This is a genomic window from uncultured Odoribacter sp. (assembly GCF_937966165.1).
Taxonomy (GTDB): Bacteria; Bacteroidota; Bacteroidia; order Bacteroidales; family Marinifilaceae; genus Culturomica.
In genome coordinates this window covers 17,888-40,149 of the sequence record NZ_CALCLB010000004.1, presented here as the reverse complement: position 1 = coordinate 40,149, position 22,262 = coordinate 17,888, and the positions used below count along the sequence as shown (strand labels likewise).

Genomic DNA, 22,262 nt, shown 5'->3' with positions numbered 1-22,262 from the left:
TAATAGAAAAACTCCTATGGCAAGACCTAACATGATTATTCCCGGTTTCATGGTAATATACCTGGAAATTCCCATAATAAAATAATTTAGGGTAAAAAAGACATAGAAACCCAATTGCCGGTAAAACATACCTGCACCGCAAATTGCTACTGCAGGAAGAAGGGCAAAAAGTAATGCGGGGAGTGGACCTCCCCGTAATACCAATTGATAAACGATATACAATCCGGCAATGAATGTTAAAGGAACAATATAAGATGTTAAATTTTTATACATTCAATTTTTCTTCTTTTGCCGTTAAACCCAGTTGCGAAATCTGGTAAAATAATTTTCGAAAAAAGGTATAAGGGGGCATCAAACCGTTGATTTCTTCAGCAGCATCCCGTTGAGCGTAATTGAGTACTAAAAATAAAGGAGTATTTCCGCACATTTCCCGTGTACGTTCAAACAATTGTTGATCGGTATTCTTCCATGTCCGCCGGGAATCTACAATTTGCAGGTTGAGGCTGACTCCTTGCAATATATTGGAAGATAGGGCTGCATCTTTCAGGGAAGGATATTCCACCAGGAATACTTTATCCTTAAAAGTTGAGGAGGAGGCGCCTTCCAGTTTTTCTAAATTCAATGCCTGCACAAAGGCATGTGCATCTGTTTGATATTCTTCATGCCAGGATAATTGAGTAACTTCCATTCCCTGATCCCTCAGTTGTTTGGCAAGTTCTTCCCTAATATAGCTCTTTCCTTCATTCGGTTGATTACTGATCAGATTGATAATATTATTCCGATTGGGATTAAAATAAGTAATTGCATAATTACAGAGCGTTTTGGCCGAAATATCAGTATAAGTTTTATGATATCTTCTTGCCCGTAAACTTTGCGGTCTGGTAAATACACCCAATACACGGCTACCGGTGATTTGCTCAGCTTTGAATACATATTTTAGCGTACGGTCGAGGATTTCAATAATCAGGAAAAAGAAAATCGTAAATAACAATGCTGCCAGGTAAGCTCCGATAACGAGTTTCCTATTGGAAGTAGAATTTGGATTTAACGGGTAATAAGCTTCATTCATGGGTTTCAATGTAGAAGAAGTCATCTGCAAACTCTTCTGACGCAAAATAGCGGCATTCAGGGCATCCAGTATAGACAGATATCTTCGTTCATTGATGTTTACACTTCTTTCTTTACGGGTAAGCGTAGAGCCGATAGGGGCAAAATGGATGTATTTTTTATCCATTTCATACCTGCGTTTTCTCAATACATTCAGTTCTGCTTCCGATTTTTTATGTGCAATAATCTGTGTCAGCCATTCTTCAATGACACTTGCATTAGATATTCCTTCTTTGCTATATTTCAGATAGCCCATCTTTTTAAGGGCTTCCGATAAAGCTTTTTTATTTTTTTCAAGTTCCCGGTTTAGAGAGTCGATTGTGGTTTGAGGAAGGGCTTCCTGAGAATAAAATTTAGATACAGCCAGTTTTTCTTCGATTTCACTGATTTTGTTATTATAGAATATGTAAGAATTATTGTTTTGAATAATAACGGTGTTGAGGTGCATTCTCTTTTCCAATTCGTGCAAAAGACTGTCTGCTACGGTAAATGTATTTATAGATTCCCAATATTGCAATTCGTAATCCCGGTTTAAGGCAGCTACACTTTTAGTTTCTTCCTCATAATTGATAACTTGTTCCCGGATGCGGTAATGGGTCAGGTCGTCTTCTGAATTTTCCAATTCTTTGCCTACCCGTGCTAATTCTGCCCGGAAATAGGCAATTACATTATTGGTTTCACCGAAACGGAGTTCCTGGTATTGTTTGATAAATTCATCTACCAGAATTTTAATGGTTTGGTACGTAATCCCAGGGTCATCTGTCGTATAGGTTATCTCGATAATATCACTGTTTCCTATTCGCTCTACTTGTATTTGTTGCAGGGAACTCCGGTTGACATAGGGAAGATTCCATTGATAAATCCCATAGACATAATTCGAGTTATCGTTTGTTTCATAGGCTACCAAATTTTCATAAGTACGCTGCTCGTTAATGGAATCATTCGGAGAACTTTTGTCGATCAAATGATGTATTTTTTCTCCATGATTATAGAGAAACAAATAATTTCCTGCTTTGCAATAAGTATTGTCTTTATGCGGATCACCGTGCACCATGATCCGGGCATATAAACGTAATGACACTTGTTTCAGCGTTTGGTCCGCATTGATGATATTCAACAAATTGTCCATCATGCTGCTTTGGGTATAACTGGTGGTGGTAACACCACTTTCGGATAAAATATTAACTCCTGTGATTATACCTGTATATATAGAACAATTACTCGTATATTTTTGCGGCATATTCCGGGTTTTCCAAAAAACCAGTAATGCAATAAGCAAAGGGGCTATGATTAACCAATAACGAATCCGGTAAAAAAACTTCAAAAAATAAGAAATATATTTCATGTTTATTTATTGATGATTTTGGTATTACTGATGATTTCTAATTTCAGAAATAATATATTGAGATTATTTACAATTGTTTCGTATTCTGTCAATGCGACTTGATGGCTGTGTTTGATGTCACTCAATAAGCGGTTTTGGTTATTATTGTCATTGATGAAATTGGATTCTGATACATTGAAGTCTGCATCATAAAGTGTTTGTGATTCCGTAGCGATTTTCAATAATTTCAGTTGGTATTGAATATTACAATAGATTTCGATGATTTCGTTTTTGATTTCGTTAAATATAATTTCCTGATCGTACTGGGATTGTATGTACTTTTCCCGTTGTTGCTTGATTTTGGAATTCTGATTAAAGAGAGTATTTAACGGAATATTTATATTGGCTCCGATTGACCAGCTGCTTTGGGTTGCTCCGGAATAAACGGTTGTCAACGGATTGTATTGGGTTTCGGTATCGGTATAAGTTCCCAGAATACCGTAAGTATAACCGGCCCTTAGAGAGAAATACTGCAACCAATCCTTGCGGGCTGACCTCAGTTCTGCACGGCTTGCACGCATGGCTGATTCTACAGCTTTCATCCGGGGGTTATTACGTGCATTTTCAAATAATACTTCTAAAGCAGGTAAATGATAATTGCGGAATTCATCCGTTGTAAGCGTAACCGGTTTATAATTTATCGTATCCCGGTGAATACTGATTTTATCGTTGTCCCTTCTTCTTTTTTTCTGTTCTTGTGCAAAGCTACTCAGGAAGCAACTGAAGAGAAGAATGCCTGACAGAATATATTTGAGTTTCATAATTATACGTTTTCTTTTTGAATAAATGCTGTAAAGGTGCGGAAGATAATTTTCATATCGAACCAGAAAGAAAATTTCTGGGCATACTGAATGTCCAGTTGTTTCCGTTCTTCTGCTGATAAAATTCCTTCGGTACCTCTTTTTTCTACTTGCCAGAGACCGGTTAAGCCTGAGGGAGCCATATAGCGTTCTATATATTCGTCCGTAGTCAGTAATTCTGCTTCATAAAGTGGCAGAGGCCGGTTTCCCACAATTGACATATCTCCTTTCAGAATATTGACCAATTGGGGTAGTTCGTCTATACTATATTTCCGGATAATTCTTCCTACACGGGTGACCCGTGGATCATTCTGTATTTTTACAAAATTGTTGGCTTTCAATTTTTTCCGGCGGATGAGGTATTCTTCTTCCGTTAAACGAAAATCGTCTCCTACCAGGACTGTCTTTTCCGATTTTTCGGGATCCCGGTAATAAATGTTTTCTGTCAGGGAAGTTGTATCCTGGTATTGGTTGTTTTTCTTGAATTCATCCAGTCGCTTATCTGCATCGGTATACATTGAACGGAATTTTAAAAATCCGAAAATCCTGTAATTGGTTCCTACCCTTTTAGAAGTATAGATAATCGGACCTTTACTTTCTATACGTATGGCAACCGCTGTCAGAATCAATAAGGGAGATAATATAATCAATGCACTTCCTGAAGCAATGACATCAAATAACCTTTTCCAAAGGGGAAGATAAAAAGCTTGTGTGGAGTCCTGTTTGTATTCCGTCTTTTGGAGCCGGGGAAGTAGGGAAAGGATTTGCTGTAAAGTGGGTTTGGGAATGGTCGGATCCACTATTTCACTGACCCCCGAACTAATATAATTTGTAACCAGTTGGGAAGAAATTTGTGTACTGATCAGAATAATATATTGATTCTCTCTCATATCTTTCTTCAAAACCTTCAACTTTTTTATATTACTCTCTGTATTTTCTGATTCCAAAAATATAAACAGCGGGTTCTTTTCGGTGGTTTTATGTATTGCAATAAAATTACAGGCTTCTGCAAGTGTATTGAAAACAATTGGTTTTATAGCTGATAAGTCTGCAAATTGGTTGATCCAGTCCGATTCTTTTCCAATGTATACAAATTCCATCTTATCTTTTCCTGAGTATGTTACGAACCCTGATTTTTAATTCTTGCGGATTAAAAGGTTTGAGAATAAAATCATCTGCTCCGATTTCCAGTAATTTAATTCTTTCCCCGCTATTTTCAAGGCTGGACAGTACAATTACAGGAATGGAGGTGAACATAGCACTATTTTTCAGTGATTGCAGAAACTCAAAACCATTCATTTCAGGCATATAAACGTCGGAAATAATTAAATCCGGAATATGCCCCGAATGTAGCCAGCTCAAAGCTTCAATCGGTTTGCTAAAGTAGATAACGTCATACTCCAAAGACATTTGTATCTTTATAACTTTAGCAATTTCAGGTTTATCATCTACTACAAGTATTTGAGGTTTATCATCCATTTTAGTCAAATTTATGTTAAATTATCTATGCGAAAATAAATGCGAGAGTGTATTAACCAATTTAAATGTTCCTTTTTTTGGGCATGATTTTTATACTGAAATAAAAATTTCCTTTTCTACTTTAAAAGAATTTTTGTCTGAAATTACTTTTTTTATTTTATTTATAATCAACTCTATAAGATAATCTTATCCTAATGGTCAAAAATTAAGTTTTTAACTCTTTATTCTTCTTATTCTTACTGAAAAATCGAACGTTAAATTTTTTATGTTTGACATGTATAGGGAGGATAATTTACCAAAGCTGTTAAAAAATATTTATTAATTTTATTTGTAGCATAATGACCATCACCCTCTGATCTAGACGCGCAAAGGTACAAAAATAATGTCAAAACGAAGTTATTATGCATTATTTTTTATAGTTTAACAGCTATTTAAATGCTGAAAGAAAATATCATTTTAGAAAAAATGTTTAACTTAACAGCTCCAAAAATAAAGTGTATTTAATAAATAAAACAGACGCTTTATGCCGGCATAGACAAAGATCATAACCGATGATTGAAAAAATACAGATGAATTAAAAATAAAGAAATCATGGAAGAGGAAAGGGGTGTAATTTTGGTGGCTGAAGACAACGAGAGTAATTTCGATTTATTGAACGTTGTACTGAGGAAAGACTATCGTTTAATAAGGGCTGTGAATGGAGAAGAGGCTATACAATTATATCAGGCATGTAAACCGGATTTGATTTTAATGGATATAAAAATGCCGGTCATGGACGGATGGGAAGCAGTCCGGATGATCCGGGAGATTTCTGCCGATATTCCTATATTTGCCGTTTCGGCTTATTCTTACCAATCGGACCGGGTTAAGGCCTTACAATTGGGATGCAATGAATTTATAACAAAGCCGATAGATTTACATTTATTAAAAACATTGATAAAAAAATATGTTTTTGAATGATATAAATTGTACTTTTGCCGGGTTAAATATTAATTGAGGGTTGCATGAATATGAAGATAGATCCTTCTGAGTATAAGATCTTAATTGTAGATGATGTTCCGGCAAATGTTTTGCTGATGAAAGCACTGCTAGGGAAGGAGAGATATAATCTTTTGTCGGCTACGAGCGGGTTGGAGGCTTTAGAATGTATAGCACGGGAAAGACCGGATCTGGTCTTATTGGATGTAATGATGCCGGGGATGGATGGCTTTGAGGTCGCTCAACGTTTAAGGGGGGATGAAAACTATAAAGATATTCCTATTATTTTTCTCACTGCCCTGGACGATTCCCAAAGTGTTGTGAAAGGATTTAAGATCGGAGGAAATGATTTTATTTCCAAACCTTTTAAAAAGGAAGAACTGATGATTCGTATCAGTCACCAATTATCCTTGGTGGCAGCAAACCGGATTATTTTAAAGCAGACAGAGGAATTGAAAAAAACGATAGACGGGCGGGATAAATTGTATTCTGTAATTGCTCATGATCTTCGTTCTCCCATGGCTTCAATGAAGATGTTGCTCAATACGCTTATGATGAGTGTAAACAGGGAGAATGTCAATCCTGACATTTTCGATATGCTTGAAATGGCGAATAAAACTTCGGAAGAAGTTTTTGCATTGCTGGACAATTTATTGAAATGGACCAAGAGCCAGCTGGGGAAGTTGACTGTTATCCCACAAATAGTGGATATAACGGAGTTAACAAAAGGCATGATCGAAGTTATTTCTTCTGTTGCTGCGGTCAAACAAATAAAAATAATGATGGACACAGAAGAGAAATTTTTCGTGAATGTGGACATCGAGATGATTAAAAGCGTTGTACGGAATCTTTTGTCCAATGCCATTAAGTTCAGTAATTCTTATTCGGAAATACACGTCAGTGTCCGGGAGGAAGGGAGCGAAGTTATTGTGACGGTTGCTGATAACGGTTTGGGGATTAAAGAAGAAGATCAGCCAAAATTATTAAATGAGGTAACTCATTTTACCACTTTCGGAACGAATAGTGAGGAGGGATCCGGTCTAGGGTTACTGCTTTGCCGGGATTTTGTGATTCATAATAAAGGGCGGCTGTGGTTTGAGTCAAAAGAAAATGTAGGTTCTAAATTTAGCTTTTCAGTTCCTAAAGCCTTAATATAAATAATATGAATAACAATCATTTGGTAATTATGGCCGGAGGTGTGGGAAGCCGGTTCTGGCCCATGAGCACTCCGGAAAAACCGAAACAATTTATAGATATCCTGGGGACAGGCAGGACTTTATTGCAGTCGACAGCTGACCGCTTCGCTTCGGTCTGCCTGCCTGAAAATACCTGGGTCGTTACAGCCGAGAAGTATAAAGAGATTGTTAAAGAACAGTTACCTGAAATCCCGGATTCTCATATTTTGTTAGAACCTTGTATGCGTAATACAGCTCCTTGTATTGCTTATGTCAGCTGGAAGATAAAGAAAAAATACCCTCAGGCAAACCTTGTCGTTTCTGCTTCAGACCATATCGTGACTGATGTTGAGGAATTTGGCCGGGTCATTCGCAAAGGATTGGAATTTACCGGAAAGGGAGAGCGGATTCTCACGCTTGGGATGAAACCCACACGTCCGGAAACAGGATATGGTTATATTAAAATGAAAGATAACGTATTCCCGGGAGAAGAAATCAGAGCAGTCGAGGGATTTAAGGAAAAGCCGGACCGGGAAACAGCCGAGAATTATTTGAAAGAAGGTAATTATACCTGGAATTCCGGAATTTTTCTTTGGAAGGTTTCAACGGTAGAAAAAGCCTTCCGTTCTTTTCAACCGGAAATGTCTGCTTTGTTCGATTCTTTGGAAGATTATTTTTATACGGAAAAAGAAGGGGAGATGATCCGTCAGAAATTTCCGGACTGTGAGAAGATATCCGTAGATTATGCTATTATGGAGCATGCCCGGAATATTTATGTTTTCCCGGCCGATTTCGGATGGTCGGATTTGGGTACCTGGGGATCTTTATACGAACTTTCCGGAAAAGATCCGGAAGGAAATGCTATAATTGGCGAAAATGTGAAAATGGTAGAATGTCAGGATTGTATTGTGCATTTATCCGGAGCACAGCAAATTGTTTTGCAAGGTTTAGAGGGTTATATTGTAGCGGAACAAAACGGTGTAGTCCTGATTTGTAAAAAGGATGAAGAACAGCGGATTAAGGAATTTTCTTACGGGATATAGGAGTTAATACAAACGGAAATAGAGACGGAATTCTGAAAAATATTTTACCAACAATTGTTATGATCCATATAATCAATACAAATCATTCTATATGTAATCGTTTTTTAGCGGAGATCCGGGATAAGGAAAAACAAAAGGACCGGATGCGCTTTCGGAGAAATATGGAAAGGGTAGGGGAAATCATAGCTTATGAAATCAGTAAAACTTTTACCTATTCAGCGCGTTTTGTCCAGACTCCGATTCATCCGGCAAAAGTAATGTTACCGGATACAGCAGTCGTGATTGCTACGGTATTGCGTGCTGGATTACCTTTTCATCAGGGTTTTTTGAATTATTTCGATGATGCGGGTAATGCTTTTATTTCTGCCCGGCGCATTGACAGTACAAACGGACAGGTAGAAGTACGTTTTGATTCTGTTTATACTCCTGATTTAACGGGGAAGCAGCTTTTGTTAGTGGACCCCATGTTGGCAACAGGTTCTTCTTTGGTAATTGCTTATCGGGAATTGCTGGCGCAGGGAGGTCGTCCGGAGCATACTCATATCGCAGCCGTAATTGCCAGTAAGCAAGGAGTTGAATATGTTGAAAGGAAATTATCGGGGGAACCTGTTACGCTTTGGGCCGCTGCCCTAGATGAGGCCCTGACTGAAAAATTTTATATCGATCCCGGGATTGGAGACGCCGGCGATTTGGCATTTGGAGAAAAAAAATAATTCGTGGAGGGAAGGAGTAATAAATGCGGAGAGTTTTTATTTATTATTCCCAAAAGAATACTTTTATAGCTGGTATTGACTGCTGCTGTTTTCTGAACTAAATTTTCAAAATGAATCTCCTCTGAAATTGTTTCTAAGGGAGGGAAATAAATCGGGTTTTATAAGGCTGTGCCAAAGAGCGGCATTTGAGATAAAATCCGTTAAGGTGGATTATATTGTATTAATTTTCAATATAATAGGAAACATTTTTATCCAAAGTTCGTTCGTATGATATATAACCTTAAAATTAGATATCATGAACAAGGAAAACAAAAACATGGAAAATACCGGTAATAGTACTTCAAAGGGAAAAACAAGTAAATCTGCAACCGGTAAACACTCTGCTGAGGATGAAAATATGGAGCAAAGTGGAGGCCGGAAAGAAAAAATGTCAAATGAAGATAAACAACAGGGGAATATGAAAACGGGGGAACATACAGAAACCCGTAATAGCAGACAAGAAGGAAAACATTCCGGAGGAAAGAAAGAAGGGAAATCCAAAACGAAGACTGTAAAGTATAAAACAAATATGAAATGTTCCGATTGCGTGGATAAGGTAAAATCGCAATTGAATGATATAGATATAATTGAAGCCTGGACACTCGATTTAGACGATCCGGACCGTATATTGACAGTGGTAATGGATGAAGAGGGAGATGTAGCGGTCATTGAATCTGTTTTTACAGATGCCGGTTATGTTGCAGAACTTTATGAATATTAGAAAAACCGGTTAAATTCTCAAATAGGAATTTAATCGGTAAGAGTTCCCTGTCCCCTACCTAAATGAGAGGACAGGGAATGTTGTTTATATACGTTTTGTTTTTATGTTGCCTTGCCTCATACGTATAGGTGTGTGTCGGATTGATTTTTTTGAAATTAGAAATAGAGCGGTATAAAAGTTAAGTTTTATCTTTGTAAACGGAATAAAATGTGCATAATACAAAGATAATATGAAAAGAAAACTGTTTTGGGGAATGGGGGGAATCGGATTTTTGTTATTTGCCGGGATAATAGGGAGTAGTTTTTATATGTTGGATTACTCTTTGACGCCGGATAACGGACAGCACAATGAAGAGGCTTCTTACCGGCAGATGAGGACCGATTATCCTTTTTTAGAAAGCTGGGTGGATAGTCTGCGGGAGGTTTCGGCATTAAAAGATACGTTTATAGTGAACTCTCAGGGAGTACCCCTTCATGCTTATTACATAGCAGCTCATTTTCCTACGCCTCGTACTGCGGTTGTCGTTCACGGTTATACAGATAATGCTGTCCGTATGTTTATGATCGCTTATATGTATCATCATGATCTGGGCTATAATGTTCTTTTACCGGATTTACAATACCATGGAAGAAGCGGGGGAAAGGCAATACAAATGGGGTGGAAGGATCGTTTGGATGTGATGGAGTGGACAAAAATAGCAGATCAGCTGTTTGGGGGGAATACCCGTATGGTTGTACATGGAATTTCTATGGGAGCAGCTACGGCAATGATGTTGTCGGGAGAAATCCTACCGGAATACATCAACTGTTTTGTCGAGGACTGTGGGTATACAAATGTATGGGATCAATTTTCAAAAGAATTGAAAGAACGATTTGGATTACCTGCTTTCCCTTTACTTTATACAGCTGGCTGGCTTTGCGACTGGAAATATGGATGGAATTTCCGGGAGGCCTCTGCTCTGGAGCAGGTAAGGCGATGCCGCTTGCCAATGTTATTTATACATGGGGAGAAAGATACTTATGTACCTACTGAAATGGTATATGAGTTGTATGAGGCTAAGCCGGATCCGAAGCAATTGTGGATAGTGCCCCGGGCAGCACATGCAGCATCTTATAAAGAAAATTCCAGTATTTATACAGAAAAAGTGAAGACTTTTTTAGATCTTTATAATTAAATCAATAAACTTTTTCCGGAGCATAAAAAAACGAATCGGTTTTACCGACTCGTTCTGAGTAGCGGGGGCCAGATTCGAACCGACGACCTTTGGGTTATGAGCCCAACGAGCTACCACTGCTCCACCCCGCAATCTATTCAAACAACTTTCTCTGTTTGACGGTGCAAATATAGAATGTTTTTTTCATATATCCAAATTGTAGAATAAAAATCTTAAGATTGTACGGATTATTATAGAGTGAGCCCGAAACCTCTTTTTGTATTTAGGATTTTGCATTACATTTGTAAGAAACAATGGTAAATAGAAATGGAACTTAGAAGAATTACTCATACAGGAGATTCGCAATTAAACGAAATTCTTTGTTTATATCAGGAGGCTTTTCCGTCTTCAGAAAGGAGAGAGCTAACTCAATTGGAACAACTGATTGCAGGCGAGCCTTCCATGTTCTTCCACATTATAGAAGAAGGGAAAAGAGCAGCTGGGCTGTTTATTTACTGGAAACTGGAAAATTTTTATTATCTGGAGCATCTAGCTGTTTATCCGGAAATGCGTAATTGTAAAATCGGGCAGAAAGTATTGGATTATATCCTGGAATATTTGCCAGGGGAACGCTTACTGGAAGTTGAACCTGTAATGGATGAAATGACTGCGAGAAGGATAAATTATTATCGCCGGAACGGATATGAGATTGTGGAGAAACAATACAGGCAACCGGATTATAATAAGCCGGATGTGAGTTATCCCCTGTGGATTATGAGTAATAAAACTTATCCGGATAAAACGGATTTGGATAAACACATTCGGATAATTAAGGAAGAAGTATATTATAAGCCCCTTCATTTAAGCCGAACTGTAAAATAATACCGGACGGAACTCCGTTCCCCCCGTTTATAACATTTTCAAGAAGATAATGAAAATGTTACATTCCTTAAAAATATCAATTCTCTTTGCTCGTAGAAGAAAGGAAAGATTATTTTTAATAAAATATCATTAAATTCGCCAAAGAACTTTTATAAAGATATATGGAAATTTTAATTATCGTCATTTTGTTATTAATAAATGGCGTTTTTGCAATGTATGAGATTGCATTGGTTTCTTCCAGTAAAGCTCGTTTGGAAACGATGGTACAAAACGGGAGTAAAAAGGCAGCTCGTGTATTAAAATTATTAGAAGAACCTGAAAAGATTCTGTCTACCATACAGGTTGGGATTACTTTAATTGGTATTATTTCCGGAGCTTACGGAGGCGTTGCCTTGGCTGGGGATTTAGTTCCTTTGTTTGAAAAAATTCCGGGATTGGAAATTTATGCCGGTAAACTGGCAATGGTGACAGTGGTGGGCACTATTACTTATCTTTCTTTGATTATCGGGGAACTGGTTCCGAAATCCCTGGCATTGAATCATCCGGAAAAGATTGCTGTTTTTTTCACTTCTTTTATGTGTGTACTGACTCGGATTACTTATCCTTTCGTGTGGTTTTTGAGTATTTCTACTAAAGTTGTAAATAAGTTGTTTGGTATCAAGACCGGGGAAAACCGTCCCATGACGGAAGAAGAACTGAAATTTATACTGCACCAAAGTTCGGAAGAGGGAGTGATCGATAAGGAAGAGACAGAGATGCTAAAGGATGTTTTTCGTTTTAGTGATAAAAGGGCTGAGGAATTGATGACTTACCGGAAAGAAATTGTTTTTTTGAATACTACTGATACAAAAGAGAAGGTTTTAGAGACCATCCGACGGGAACATTATAGTAAATATCTTTTGTGCGAGGGTTCTGTGGATAAATGTCTGGGAGTCGTTTCTGTTAAAGATATTGTTGCTCTTTTAGGGGGAGGAGGAACTTTTGATTTACAGAAGGTTGTACAGGAACCTTTGTTTGTCCCCGAGAATTTGCCGGCCATCCGGGTGCTGGAATTATTCAAGAAATATAAGACGAAATTTGGAATGGTCGTCAGTGAATACGGTGATATTACAGGTATCATTACCCTGCATGATCTGACCGAAAGTATTTTTGGCGATATTCTGGAGGAAGGGGAAGAACCTGAAGCCGGTATTGTGGTCCGGAAAGATGGGAGTTTCTTGGTAGACGGGGCTATGAATGTGGATGATTTTATGGATGAAATGGGAATTGTGCTTTACGAGGATATTGCAGGGCAGGATTTTACAACTTTAAGTGGAATGGCGATGTTTTTTCTCAGAAGCGTTCCGAAAGAAGGGGATGTGTTCTACTATCGCAATTTAAAGTTTGAAGTGATGGATATGGACAGTAGCCGGGTAGATAAATTATTGGTTACAAAAACAAAGGAATTATCTGATTAAAATAAGGTGTATGAATGAAAAGGATGTAAAAGTAAAAGAAATGTTGTGCGGAAACGATTTCGTTATGAAATCATTGGCAATGAGCAGGAGTGCAGAAACAGACGAACAGGGCAGAAAAAACTATCATACCGTTTTTGTACAGGAAGGTCTTGCGGTTTTATACGTGGATTTGGAGGGAGATTGGGAAGGAGAAAAAGAGATAGAAGCGGAACTGAGATTTGCTTTATTTCAGTTAAAAGAGAAGGGGAGTGTTTGCCTGGGAGAACAAATAAGTAAATTAAAGTTGAGACCGGGAAAAGGTCAATGGAAAAGTGAGGTGGAATTTCAGGCTTTGCTGTATGGAGATTCTGTGTTTTCTGAAGGTATATATGGGATAGTGGCCCGATGCGGGGAGAAAAGTATACAGTCGGAACCCTTTTATGTTATAGAGGGAAAAGGAGATCCTGCTTCTTATTTCCGGGTTGTACAGGTAGGAGTAGATAAGTGTTGTCCGGAAACAGAGGAGGAAGCTAAACGGAGAGCTCATTCTTATTCCTGTTTGGATATCAGTGGTTTGGAAAGTGTTTGCTTTTATTTTTTGGCAGAAAATCAGGTGAAGCGGGAATGGGTATATGAATTTGTAATTCAGCTTACCGGATCGGACGGCTGGGTAAAGGTAAGACGAATCGTAAGAGGAAAACAGTTTGTTCAGGGAGAAGAGGGTAAATTGTATTTATGTTTTACCGTGGATCTGGGAGAAAAGAGAGAGCATTTTTGGGAGAAAGGGGAATATACCATACAGGTATTTTGTTTTGAAAAACCGGTATTAAGACTGAATTTTGAAATTGGAGATAAAGATATTCCTTATGCTTACCCCCAGGAATTATATCGAAAGGATGCCGTAGTGTCCGCTTCTGCCTATTCGGGGAATATTGTGAAAAAAGAGGAGGTTCTGGATCAGCTGTACCGTTTGGTCGGTCTCAGGAAAGTAAAGGAAGAGATTACCCGTATTTGTGAATATGCAGACTTCATACAGATGCGGCGGAAAAGTGGATTTAGTGACGATGCTCCCTTATTCCACATGTTATTTACCGGTTGTCCTTCTGCCGGAAAGAATACCGTAGCAGAGATTATAGGACAACTGTTTTGTTCCTTGGGAATTTTATCAAATGGAAAAGTAAACCGTTATGGGCGGGATAGCTTTCTCAGGGAAGGATATGCAGCAGAAGAACAATTGTTACGGAAAGCAATCAAGGAAAGTGAAGGAGGGATTTTGTTTATTGACCGGGCGGGGGAATTATATGATGAGGCTCAGCCTCAGGACCGGGGACGTATTGTGATTCAGTTATTGCTGCAGATTATACAACATGAAAAATTGGAATTGATTGTTATTTTATCCGATACGGAAGAGACACTAGGGGCGGTAAAAGGAGAATTTCCGGAAATAGGGAAATATTTTCCGAGACAACTTTGTTTTGAAAAATATTCCCTGGAAGAATGGATGGAAATTGCGCGTCAGAAATTGGAGAAACGTCAGTACCGTCTTAGTCCGGCAGCAGCGGATAAGTTTTTCAAATGGCTGAAGAAGCAAGCAATAAAAGGATCTGATTTTGCAGATGAACATTTTATAGATGATCAGCTGGAAATTATGGTTCAGAATATGGCTGAACGTCTAATGGGAGGAGGAAAGCGGGAGTTGACGGAAGGAGAAATGGTTTTGATTCGGGAAGAGGATATTATGCTGGAGGCAGAAGAATCTCCTAAAGATTCTTTGGAAAGACTGACGAATTTAGTGGGAGCTTCTCAATTGAAAAAAAGTATTATACAACATTTGAATTATGTTTATTTTCTTCAGGAAAGACGAAAACAAGGATATGAAGAAGAATTACCGCCATTACATATGGTATTCGGGGGAAATCCCGGAACAGGTAAACTGACGGTAGCAAAAATGCTGGGAGAGATATACTATTCTGCCGGTATTTTGAGCCGTCCGGCAGTTATTGTCCAGAATGTCCGGAATTTTGCGGGAAATGGGAATATATCTCCGGAGCAAGTTATAATCCCGCTTATGGAAGCAGCGGAAGGAGGGATTCTCTATCTGGAAAATGCCGCTTCGTTTTTGGAAACTCCTGTAGGAATAAGTTATTTTGAAGGAGTTTTGTCTTTTATTTCTCCGGAAGTTCATCAAGGTACTATTGTTATTTTAGCTGATTATCCGGAAGAAGTGGAGAAGATTTTTCAAACGAATCCGGGAATAAAGGATTACTTTCCTTATCGATTTGATTTTATGGATTATACCCGTGAAGAATTATTTGCAATTATCGACCGGAAATTGAAGGAGAAGAAATATATTCTGCATCCGAGAGCCCGGGAGGCTTTCGGGAAATTGATAGATAAGGCTTTTGAAGTAAAGGATAGGCATTTTGGAAATGCTTTGTGGGTGGAAAGACTGGTGAATACGACCATTCATAGAATGTCTGAACGGCTGATGCATATTCGTCAGAAACGGGAATTAACCCGTAAGGAATTGACAACAGTGATGACAGCCGATATTCCTGTGAATTCCTTGGAAATCCCGGAATTTGTAAAAGACAATTTTGATGAAGAGGAAATTGATTTGGCTTTAAAAGAGCTGGATCAAATGGTAGGGCAGGGGAAGATTAAGAAACAAATCCATGATTTTGTGGATTTGGCCCGTCATTATAGTCAGCAAGGGATAAAACTGAGTACTAAAATGTCCTTGCAATGGTGCTTTACCGGAAACTCCGGAATGGGAAAACGGGCTATGGCCCGGGTGATCGCTCATTTGTATAAAGCAATGGGACTGATTGAAAAGAATGTCGTTTACGATTTTAAAGCCGATAAATTGATTGGGCGGACAGAAGAAGAGGCTCACTTACTGATCGGAGAGGCATTGAGAAAAGCAAACGGAGGCATATTGCTGTTTGATGAGGATTCGGAGAAATTGACGGAGATAACGGGCATTCAAGAGAGAATAAGGGCCCTGTTAGCAGATCAGCTGGCAATACGGCCGGGTTCGTGCATAATAATTTATGCCAGTCGGCAATCTGTTTTACAGAATTGTCCGGGAGAGGTGGAAAATGTGTCGGATCTGATCAATGTTTTGGTGTTTGAAGATTATACTACAGAAGAACTGATGCGAATCCTGAGGCGTAAATTGGAAGATGAACGGTTAACCCTGACTTCCTCTGCCCGCCAGTATATGTTGGAATTTACTTCCCGTTTGACGGCAAATCCGGAACGTTCCCAAAATAGCGCCCGTTTGATGCGTATCGTTGCAGAGTTGATGATCCGGAATAGTATGCAACGTCTGGCTAAAAATGGGAAATTGAAAAATAAATCAGAAACGAAAGTTTCAGTGGTAAAATCGGATGTATTGATGTTTAATGAAGACCTGATCCGGTCGCTGATGAACGAGAAGAAAAAGATTGGTTTTAATAAAGAATAAAGAAGGTAAGACAGAGAGGTCCGGTGTCACAGATACCGGACATTTTTCAGCTGTTTTTCCGGATTATTTTATGCAAAAATCAAAGAATAAAGTATGATTGCAGCGATTGAAATCAGACCGGTATACACAATAATTTGCGTATGCGGAATTTTACGTTGGTGTTCAATAAGTAATTTTTCCGGTATGTCATATTTTAAAAATCCGGTGATTGAGGAAAAATGTAAACTATACCGGAACAAGGCATAGAGGAGAAGGGCTCCGCTTAATCCGACCAGCATACCAACCACTAGATCTCCCGGATAATGTACGCCTATATACACTCTGGAATAGGAATTCAAGCTAGCCCAGAAGAGGATAAAGAGCGTTAAAACGCTGTTTTTAAAAAAGAGCATGAGGAAAAATGCCAATGCAAAAGAATTGGCTGCATGACAGGAAGGAAAACCGTAACGGCCTCCTCGTTTTTCGTTGACGAGATGAATAAATTCCGAAACCGGATTATTCGGATTTGAAGGACGCATTCTTTCTGCGAATGGGCGGATAAGGGTTGCACATACCTGATCTGCGTATGTGATCGTCAGCGCAATGACTATAACTGTAAAAAAACTAACGGAGGGACGGAAGTTTTTTAGTAAGGCATATAGAATTGCAGCATACATGGGAATCCAGGTGAGTTTTGCTGTGAAAATCCACATAAAACTATCCCAAAACGGGGTATGGAGCCCGTTTAAAAATAAAAGAAGCTGCTCATCCGTTTGTTGTAATGTTTCCAGCATAAACTTATTTTAATTGGCAAATGTATATTTAAATCTTCATATATTTTTCGTTCAATTAAAAATAATATGTATATGGACGGAAGGAAGTATAAAAATTTAAGTGTTTAAATACCTCTGGCGGAATTAACGAACGAATGGATGAACACTTTGCTGATTAATGAACCTACGCTTCTGATTAAGGGATGAATCCGGAACATCTGAAGGAATAGCGATGTGCCGGGGGATAGGGGATAGAAATGTTTAAACGTTCAAGGGGGTATGGTTGCGAAGGCAGTTGAAAAAATATACGCCTGGAAATTGGTCCCAGGCGTATTATGCAGTAACTTTATCCGTCTCGTTCCTGCGGATAAAGTTCCGGAAAGCTTAAAGGCTGGAAGCCGTTGTTTCAGAATTACTCAGAAGTGTTTCATTGATAATCTTCACTAAATCTTCTTTTGGGCGTAATCCTGTTACTAAAAAGGGTTTTCCTTTCAAAGGGATAAAGACCATTAAAGGGATACTGCTGACATTAAACAGTTGGGCCAATTGTTTTTCTTTATCGGTATCGACTTTATAAATCTGAAGTTTATTGCCGTAATCTTTCTGGATTTCAGCCAGTATGGGTGCCAGACGTTTGCAAGGACCGCACCAGGTGGCATACAGGTCAATGATAGCCGGTTTGTTTCCTAAATATTTCCACTCTTTGTCTTTATCGTAATTCCAGATTTTTTCTTTAAACTGATCGTTTGTAAGAGGCTCTACGGTTTGTGCTTTTACGGTAGTGCTTAAAATAAGTAGTAAGATAAAGGGAATCAATACTTTTTTCATGGGTTTGAAATATTATTTTATAATGTAACGTAAAGAGAATTGTAAATGTTTTACGATCGGTATGAATAAATATAGAAGGTATATTATAAAGCTTTAAAATTTTATACCTTTGCTTCATTTCCACGACAAATATAATAAAGAAATCAGAAGGGAGGTTATTCAATATGAGAATTTATCCAAATGCGAAAATTAATATCGGATTGTCGGTAACGGAAAAACGTACCGATGGATTTCATAATCTGGAGACAGTTTTTTATCCGGTAGGATTAAAGGATGTATTGGAAATTAACCGGGAAGAAGGGCCAAAGAGGGTATGTTATTTCGAAAATACGGGGATTGCTGTCGATTGTGCAGAGGACAAAAATTTGGTGGTCAGGGCTTATAAATTGCTGGCTTTGGCTTATGATTTACCGGCAGTACGGATAAGTTTATTTAAATCCATTCCTTTCGGGGCAGGATTGGGGGGGGGATCTTCAGATGCTGCCTATACCCTGAAAGCTTTGAATGAATATTTTGGTTTGGGTATTTCGGAAAAAGGATTGGAAAACTATGCTTCCCGTTTAGGAAGCGATTGTGCTTTTTTTATCCGGAATCGTCCTTCTTTTGCTTGCGGGAAAGGAGAAATATTAGAAGATATAGACATTCAATTAGATCCGTACGAGATTGTAATTGTTAAACCCGATTGTAATGTAGCTACGGCGGAAGCTTATGCGGGCATTGTTCCGGCAAAGGCAATATTTGACCTGAGGGGATTGGGCAAGCTGCCTGTGACTGAATGGAGGAAACGGGTAATAAATGATTTTGAGACGGCAATTTTTGCGAAGTATCCTGTCATTCAGCGAATAAAAGAAGAATTATATGGAAGAGGTGCTTTATATGCTTCAATGACCGGAAGCGGAACGGGAGTATTTGGAATTTTCCCTAAAGGAGATGTCACTTTAGATACCTTGCAAGGAACTGTAATATGGAGAACAGACAGGCATATAGAATAGATGAAAATATGTATCCGGTTTTATCTCAAATGGGAAAGTATAACACCTAAAGTAAAACGACATGAGAGAATATTTGTTAATTATTTTGATTGGATTGGTGGCAGCTTTTGTCGGAATTATTCCTTTATTAAAGAGACGGGTAGATAGATACACCCTTTTTTCTGTTTTTCTGTTTTATTTTCTCATGCCTGTTGTCGTTTACAGAATAAAACTTCCCGGTGTGAATTGGTGGCTTTTGGGCCCTTTGGTTACTTTTATCCTGGTGTTGCCGATAGTTGTTGCTCAGGGCAGGGGATATAAAAAATGTATATTTCCGATGTTACTTACTTCCATAGGAATTGGTTTTTTTATTGCTGTTATGGGCCATTTTTTACTGGCTTAACAGCGATACGGTTGCATACAGTAGACAACCGATCGCTGAAAATATATTCTTTGGAACGGATTATTTCCGGAGGGCAAAAGAATACAGGATAGCAGAAATCCCGCCAAAAATAAAGGCAAGCCCTGTCCAGACGATGATATTAAATGCGCCGAAAAGCGGATGAAAGATGATCAGGAAAGAAAAGATCAGGGTGAGAATACCCCCGGCTAAAACCCATCCCCAATTGGGAATTCGTAAAGTTTGCATTTGAGTAGACCAGCCGATAAAATCGATACCTAAAAACATCAATATAAATCCTACGGCAAAAGGCAGGATATCTATTGCCCATTCCAAGTTGGCAAGTAATATAAATCCGATGATAAGGTCTAATATACCGATAGCCAGTCCCCATCCCCAATTCCGGAATCTTTGATTGGAAAAAGCATTTACAATTTCTCCGATACCGAAAAGGATAAACATAATGCAAAAATAGACGGCTAGGGCAAAATAAGATTCTACGGGATTTCTGAATACCCATATCCCGCAAAGAATAGATAAAATGCCGATAATCAGCATTATCCACCAATACTTGTAAGTTCCTCTGTAGTTTTCTACTGTTTCCATTGTATTATTGTTTTATCGATTATATGAATTTCAACGATAATACAACTAATTGGTTTTAATTTTTTGGGAAAAAGGATATTCGCCGGAAAGCTAAAGACAGAATAGAAGAGGGGGCTGGAGAGTCCCCCCCTTAAAGTTTAATGAAAGCTTTGTTGTCTGCTGAATCTCCGTTTTCGTAAATCGAAATACAGGGGAACGGAAATTTCGTTGAGGAATGAATTGTTAATCCGTCGGGCCAAAAATCCCGGAATATATCAAATAATAAATTTTTTCTCTTTTGGGCCGTTGGGGAATAAAAACGTTATGCCCGGTTAATTTCCGGAGATTTAATGTGTACATCCAGTTGCGGGAAAGGAATATTGAGATTTTCTTCGGCAAAAGTCTGGTATACTTTTTCGTTCATGCTGAAAAAAACATCCCAATAATCCCCGGCATTTACCCAGGCACGTACGACAATATTGACAGAACTTTCCCCGAGAGAATTAAGAGCAATGAAATAAGCCGGAGAAGACAAAATACGAGAGTCTGCTTTTAAAAGTCTTTCGATAACCGCCTTTGCCTTATCATAACTGTCTCCATAGGCAATTCCAAATTCCCAGTCGACCCGACGGGTAGGTTCTTTTGAATAATTTTTCATAATGCCGGTAGATAAGCCACCGTTGGGAATGATGATGATTTTATTGTCGGGGGTAGAAATAATTGTATTGAATATTTGTATTTCTTTTACTGTCCCGCACTGTCCCTGAGCTTCCAATACATCGCCTACTTTAAAAGGTTTAAAAAAGAGAATCATAATTCCCCCGGCAAAATTCTGTAATGTTCCGCTTAATGCCATACCTATGGCAACACCAGCAGAAGCGAATAATGCAATAAAAGAACTGGTTTCAATGCCGAGTACACCGATGATGATAATGATGAGGATGAAATTTAGTGTAATACTGACTAAACTTTTAGTAAATGAAAAGAGCGAAGCTTCTACCTGCTTCTTTTCCATAATAGCGATAACAATACGGTTCAGTTTCTTGACGATCCAGCGTCCGATTAAAAAGACAATAAAGGCTGTTAATATGCGGGAGCCCAAAGATGTTGCCAAGTCAATAATTTTGCTTAGAAAAACATCCATTGAAATGTGAGAGGTTGAATTGAAAATTTCTTCCATAACGATCAGTTATTAAAAATAGATGATTAATTATTTAACACAATATTTGATACCTGTTTTCCGGCATTGGAAAATTTATTGGTACGTACTTTTAACCTGTTTTTTTAATACCTCATTCAGTTCTTCATTTACTTCCCATTTTATGAATAAACGGTTGTCTGTTATACGGGCTGCTGTTTGAATATAAGGTATATGAAAATCTTTTTGATGTTGAGCCGTAACAAAGACCTCATTTCCATCTTCACCGAATTGTTCCTCGCCCTCAATAGAATATACAAGGGGTTCTATCGGAGCTTCTATAAGAGCTGTTTTTAGCCAGACAAAACTCAGGGGATAATCGGATAATTTGGAAATAGTATACCTGATTTCCGGAGTGAAAGTAATATTTTCAGGATCGATCTGCTGTTCAGCAGTACACGGAGATTCCGGATAGGAAACAGAAGAAGGTAATTCAATACTCTGACCGTCTATACTGGAATGCATGTGGATCTTATCTCCTAAACTTTCTAACTTAAACTGAATGATTTTCAGTTTTTTAAATCCGTATACGGCAATGTTGAGATGTTCCTCTGTTTTTTCAGCATTTTCACTGATTTTATACGACCAGAAATTCTCTACCAGCATCCTTTTATCGCCATCTTCCGTCTTTTTTACCTGAACAGCCACAAAAATTTCTCCCGTTTTATACTCAAATTCTTTAAGCAATTTGTAATCAAAGGATTTCAGTATTAATTTCCAACTTCCTTGTGTGATGTGTGTATGGTTTGCTGTGTTATCTTGAATGATACTGTTTATTTTTTCACCCCTAGCTAATCCCCAGGAACAAATGGCTCTTGCGATAGCTTGTTCCTTTGCCGTTTCTTTATCGGCAATGGGATCGGAAATTCCAATCCAGTATTCTTGTTGTGAGGCAAAGATCCAATCCGGTAAAGAGTCGGAAGAAACTTGTTCGTCCGATACATGGGACGGATTGTTAACCAGACAAAAGGAGTAAAGTGAATTCGGATCTGTTTCCGGGAGAGGGTACCCGTAATTTATTTTTCCAAAAATACAGCATCCCAGGATGCCTATTAAGGTTTTATTATAAAAGGTCATAATTTAATTCTTTAGATCCGTCAACGCGGACAAAGGTAGAATAATTGTCTTTTTTTTACAAAATTTAGGGTT

At 38.3% G+C, this 22,262-nt stretch carries 20 protein-coding genes, 1 tRNA gene and 1 pseudogene; 11 read left to right on the top strand and 11 right to left on the bottom strand.

Translation table 11 applies throughout. The features are described 5' to 3' along the window. The 5 genes and pseudogenes from Q0465_RS01080 to Q0465_RS01060 form a co-directional block, all read right to left on the bottom strand. Nucleotides 1-273: pseudogene (locus tag Q0465_RS01080) on the bottom strand (hypothetical protein); the annotation flags it as partial. Next, nucleotides 266-2,452 carry an exopolysaccharide biosynthesis protein gene (locus Q0465_RS01075; RefSeq protein WP_298611598.1) on the bottom strand — a complete coding sequence of 729 codons (2,187 nt, stop codon included), beginning with the start codon at nucleotides 2,450-2,452 and terminating at the stop codon, nucleotides 266-268. The gene Q0465_RS01075 and the pseudogene Q0465_RS01080, both read right to left, overlap by 8 nt. 2 nt (nucleotides 2,453-2,454) lie before the next feature. Next, entirely contained in the window at nucleotides 2,455-3,252 is a 798-nt protein-coding gene (locus tag Q0465_RS01070; protein ID WP_298611595.1) for a TolC family protein, read from the bottom strand. A gap of 2 nt (nucleotides 3,253-3,254) precedes the next feature. Continuing rightward, nucleotides 3,255-4,391 carry a sugar transferase gene (locus Q0465_RS01065; RefSeq protein WP_298611592.1) on the bottom strand — a complete coding sequence of 379 codons (1,137 nt, stop codon included), beginning with the start codon at nucleotides 4,389-4,391 and terminating at the stop codon, nucleotides 3,255-3,257. Nucleotide 4,392: 1 nt separating this feature from the next. Beyond that, nucleotides 4,393-4,770: a response regulator transcription factor gene (locus tag Q0465_RS01060; protein WP_298611589.1), complete on the bottom strand. Its 378-nt coding sequence runs from the start codon at nucleotides 4,768-4,770 to the stop codon at nucleotides 4,393-4,395. A 591-nt stretch (nucleotides 4,771-5,361) separates the two neighbouring features. On the opposite strand from Q0465_RS01060, the gene Q0465_RS01055 reads away from it, so the two are divergent. The 6 genes from Q0465_RS01055 (at nucleotide 5,362) to Q0465_RS01030 (ending at nucleotide 10,613) form a co-directional block, all read left to right on the top strand. After that, the gene (locus tag Q0465_RS01055) at nucleotides 5,362-5,730 is read left to right on the top strand and encodes a response regulator (RefSeq protein WP_298611586.1); all 369 of its coding nucleotides are present in this window, start codon (nucleotides 5,362-5,364) and stop codon (nucleotides 5,728-5,730) included. Nucleotides 5,731-5,774: 44 nt separating this feature from the next. Then, entirely contained in the window at nucleotides 5,775-6,905 is a 1,131-nt protein-coding gene (locus tag Q0465_RS01050; protein WP_298611583.1) for a response regulator, read from the top strand. A gap of 5 nt (nucleotides 6,906-6,910) precedes the next feature. Further along, nucleotides 6,911-7,966: a mannose-1-phosphate guanylyltransferase gene (locus tag Q0465_RS01045; protein ID WP_298611580.1), complete on the top strand. Its 1,056-nt coding sequence runs from the start codon at nucleotides 6,911-6,913 to the stop codon at nucleotides 7,964-7,966. Nucleotides 7,967-8,025: 59 nt separating this feature from the next. Beyond that, nucleotides 8,026-8,679: a uracil phosphoribosyltransferase gene (gene upp, locus Q0465_RS01040; protein ID WP_298611577.1), complete on the top strand. Its 654-nt coding sequence runs from the start codon at nucleotides 8,026-8,028 to the stop codon at nucleotides 8,677-8,679. 295 nt (nucleotides 8,680-8,974) lie between these two features. Beyond that, complete coding sequence (locus tag Q0465_RS01035; protein WP_298611575.1) at nucleotides 8,975-9,439, top strand: hypothetical protein; 465 nt, start codon at nucleotides 8,975-8,977, stop codon at nucleotides 9,437-9,439. 229 nt (nucleotides 9,440-9,668) lie between these two features. Then, nucleotides 9,669-10,613 (top strand): alpha/beta hydrolase, encoded by a 945-nt coding sequence (locus Q0465_RS01030; protein WP_298611572.1) that lies wholly within the window; start codon nucleotides 9,669-9,671, stop codon nucleotides 10,611-10,613. A 59-nt stretch (nucleotides 10,614-10,672) separates the two neighbouring features. On the opposite strand, the gene Q0465_RS01025 is transcribed toward Q0465_RS01030, so the two are convergent. Further along, nucleotides 10,673-10,744: transfer RNA gene (locus Q0465_RS01025), tRNA-Met, on the bottom strand. A 175-nt stretch (nucleotides 10,745-10,919) separates the two neighbouring features. Between Q0465_RS01025 and Q0465_RS01020 the strand changes: the two genes are divergently transcribed. From Q0465_RS01020 to Q0465_RS01010, 3 genes are all read left to right on the top strand, one after another. Then, complete coding sequence (locus tag Q0465_RS01020; RefSeq protein ID WP_298611569.1) at nucleotides 10,920-11,474, top strand: GNAT family N-acetyltransferase; 555 nt, start codon at nucleotides 10,920-10,922, stop codon at nucleotides 11,472-11,474. 161 nt (nucleotides 11,475-11,635) lie between these two features. Next, a complete protein-coding gene (locus tag Q0465_RS01015; RefSeq protein WP_298611566.1) occupies nucleotides 11,636-12,931 on the top strand; it encodes a hemolysin family protein in 1,296 nt (431 codons plus the stop codon). 10 nt (nucleotides 12,932-12,941) lie between these two features. Then, entirely contained in the window at nucleotides 12,942-16,379 is a 3,438-nt protein-coding gene (locus Q0465_RS01010) for a hypothetical protein (RefSeq protein WP_298611564.1), read from the top strand. Between the two features lie 68 nt (nucleotides 16,380-16,447). Here Q0465_RS01010 and Q0465_RS01005 read toward each other — a convergent pair whose 3' ends face one another. Together Q0465_RS01005 and Q0465_RS01000 are read right to left on the bottom strand one after the other, a co-directional pair. Then, entirely contained in the window at nucleotides 16,448-17,152 is a 705-nt protein-coding gene (locus Q0465_RS01005) for a phosphatase PAP2 family protein (RefSeq protein ID WP_298611561.1), read from the bottom strand. A gap of 363 nt (nucleotides 17,153-17,515) precedes the next feature. Beyond that, the gene (locus tag Q0465_RS01000; protein WP_298611558.1) at nucleotides 17,516-17,959 is read right to left on the bottom strand and encodes a thioredoxin domain-containing protein; all 444 of its coding nucleotides are present in this window, start codon (nucleotides 17,957-17,959) and stop codon (nucleotides 17,516-17,518) included. Nucleotides 17,960-18,123: 164 nt separating this feature from the next. Between Q0465_RS01000 and ispE the strand changes: the two genes are divergently transcribed. Together ispE and Q0465_RS00990 are read left to right on the top strand one after the other, a co-directional pair. Continuing rightward, on the top strand, nucleotides 18,124-18,951 hold the full coding sequence (gene ispE, locus Q0465_RS00995) for a 4-(cytidine 5'-diphospho)-2-C-methyl-D-erythritol kinase (protein WP_298611555.1): 828 nt from the start codon (nucleotides 18,124-18,126) through the stop codon (nucleotides 18,949-18,951). Nucleotides 18,952-19,012: 61 nt separating this feature from the next. Next, nucleotides 19,013-19,333, top strand: coding sequence for a hypothetical protein (locus Q0465_RS00990; RefSeq protein ID WP_298611552.1), 321 nt, complete (start codon nucleotides 19,013-19,015; stop codon nucleotides 19,331-19,333). Between the two features lie 60 nt (nucleotides 19,334-19,393). Here the strand turns inward: Q0465_RS00990 and Q0465_RS00985 are convergent, their stop codons facing one another. The 3 genes from Q0465_RS00985 to Q0465_RS00975 form a co-directional block, all read right to left on the bottom strand. Next, entirely contained in the window at nucleotides 19,394-19,936 is a 543-nt protein-coding gene (locus Q0465_RS00985) for an HdeD family acid-resistance protein (RefSeq protein WP_298611549.1), read from the bottom strand. Between the two features lie 301 nt (nucleotides 19,937-20,237). Beyond that, nucleotides 20,238-21,095 carry a mechanosensitive ion channel domain-containing protein gene (locus Q0465_RS00980; RefSeq protein ID WP_298611546.1) on the bottom strand — a complete coding sequence of 286 codons (858 nt, stop codon included), beginning with the start codon at nucleotides 21,093-21,095 and terminating at the stop codon, nucleotides 20,238-20,240. Between the two features lie 75 nt (nucleotides 21,096-21,170). Then, on the bottom strand, nucleotides 21,171-22,190 hold the full coding sequence (locus tag Q0465_RS00975; RefSeq protein WP_298611543.1) for a hypothetical protein: 1,020 nt from the start codon (nucleotides 22,188-22,190) through the stop codon (nucleotides 21,171-21,173). Nucleotides 22,191-22,262 lie beyond the last annotated feature (72 nt).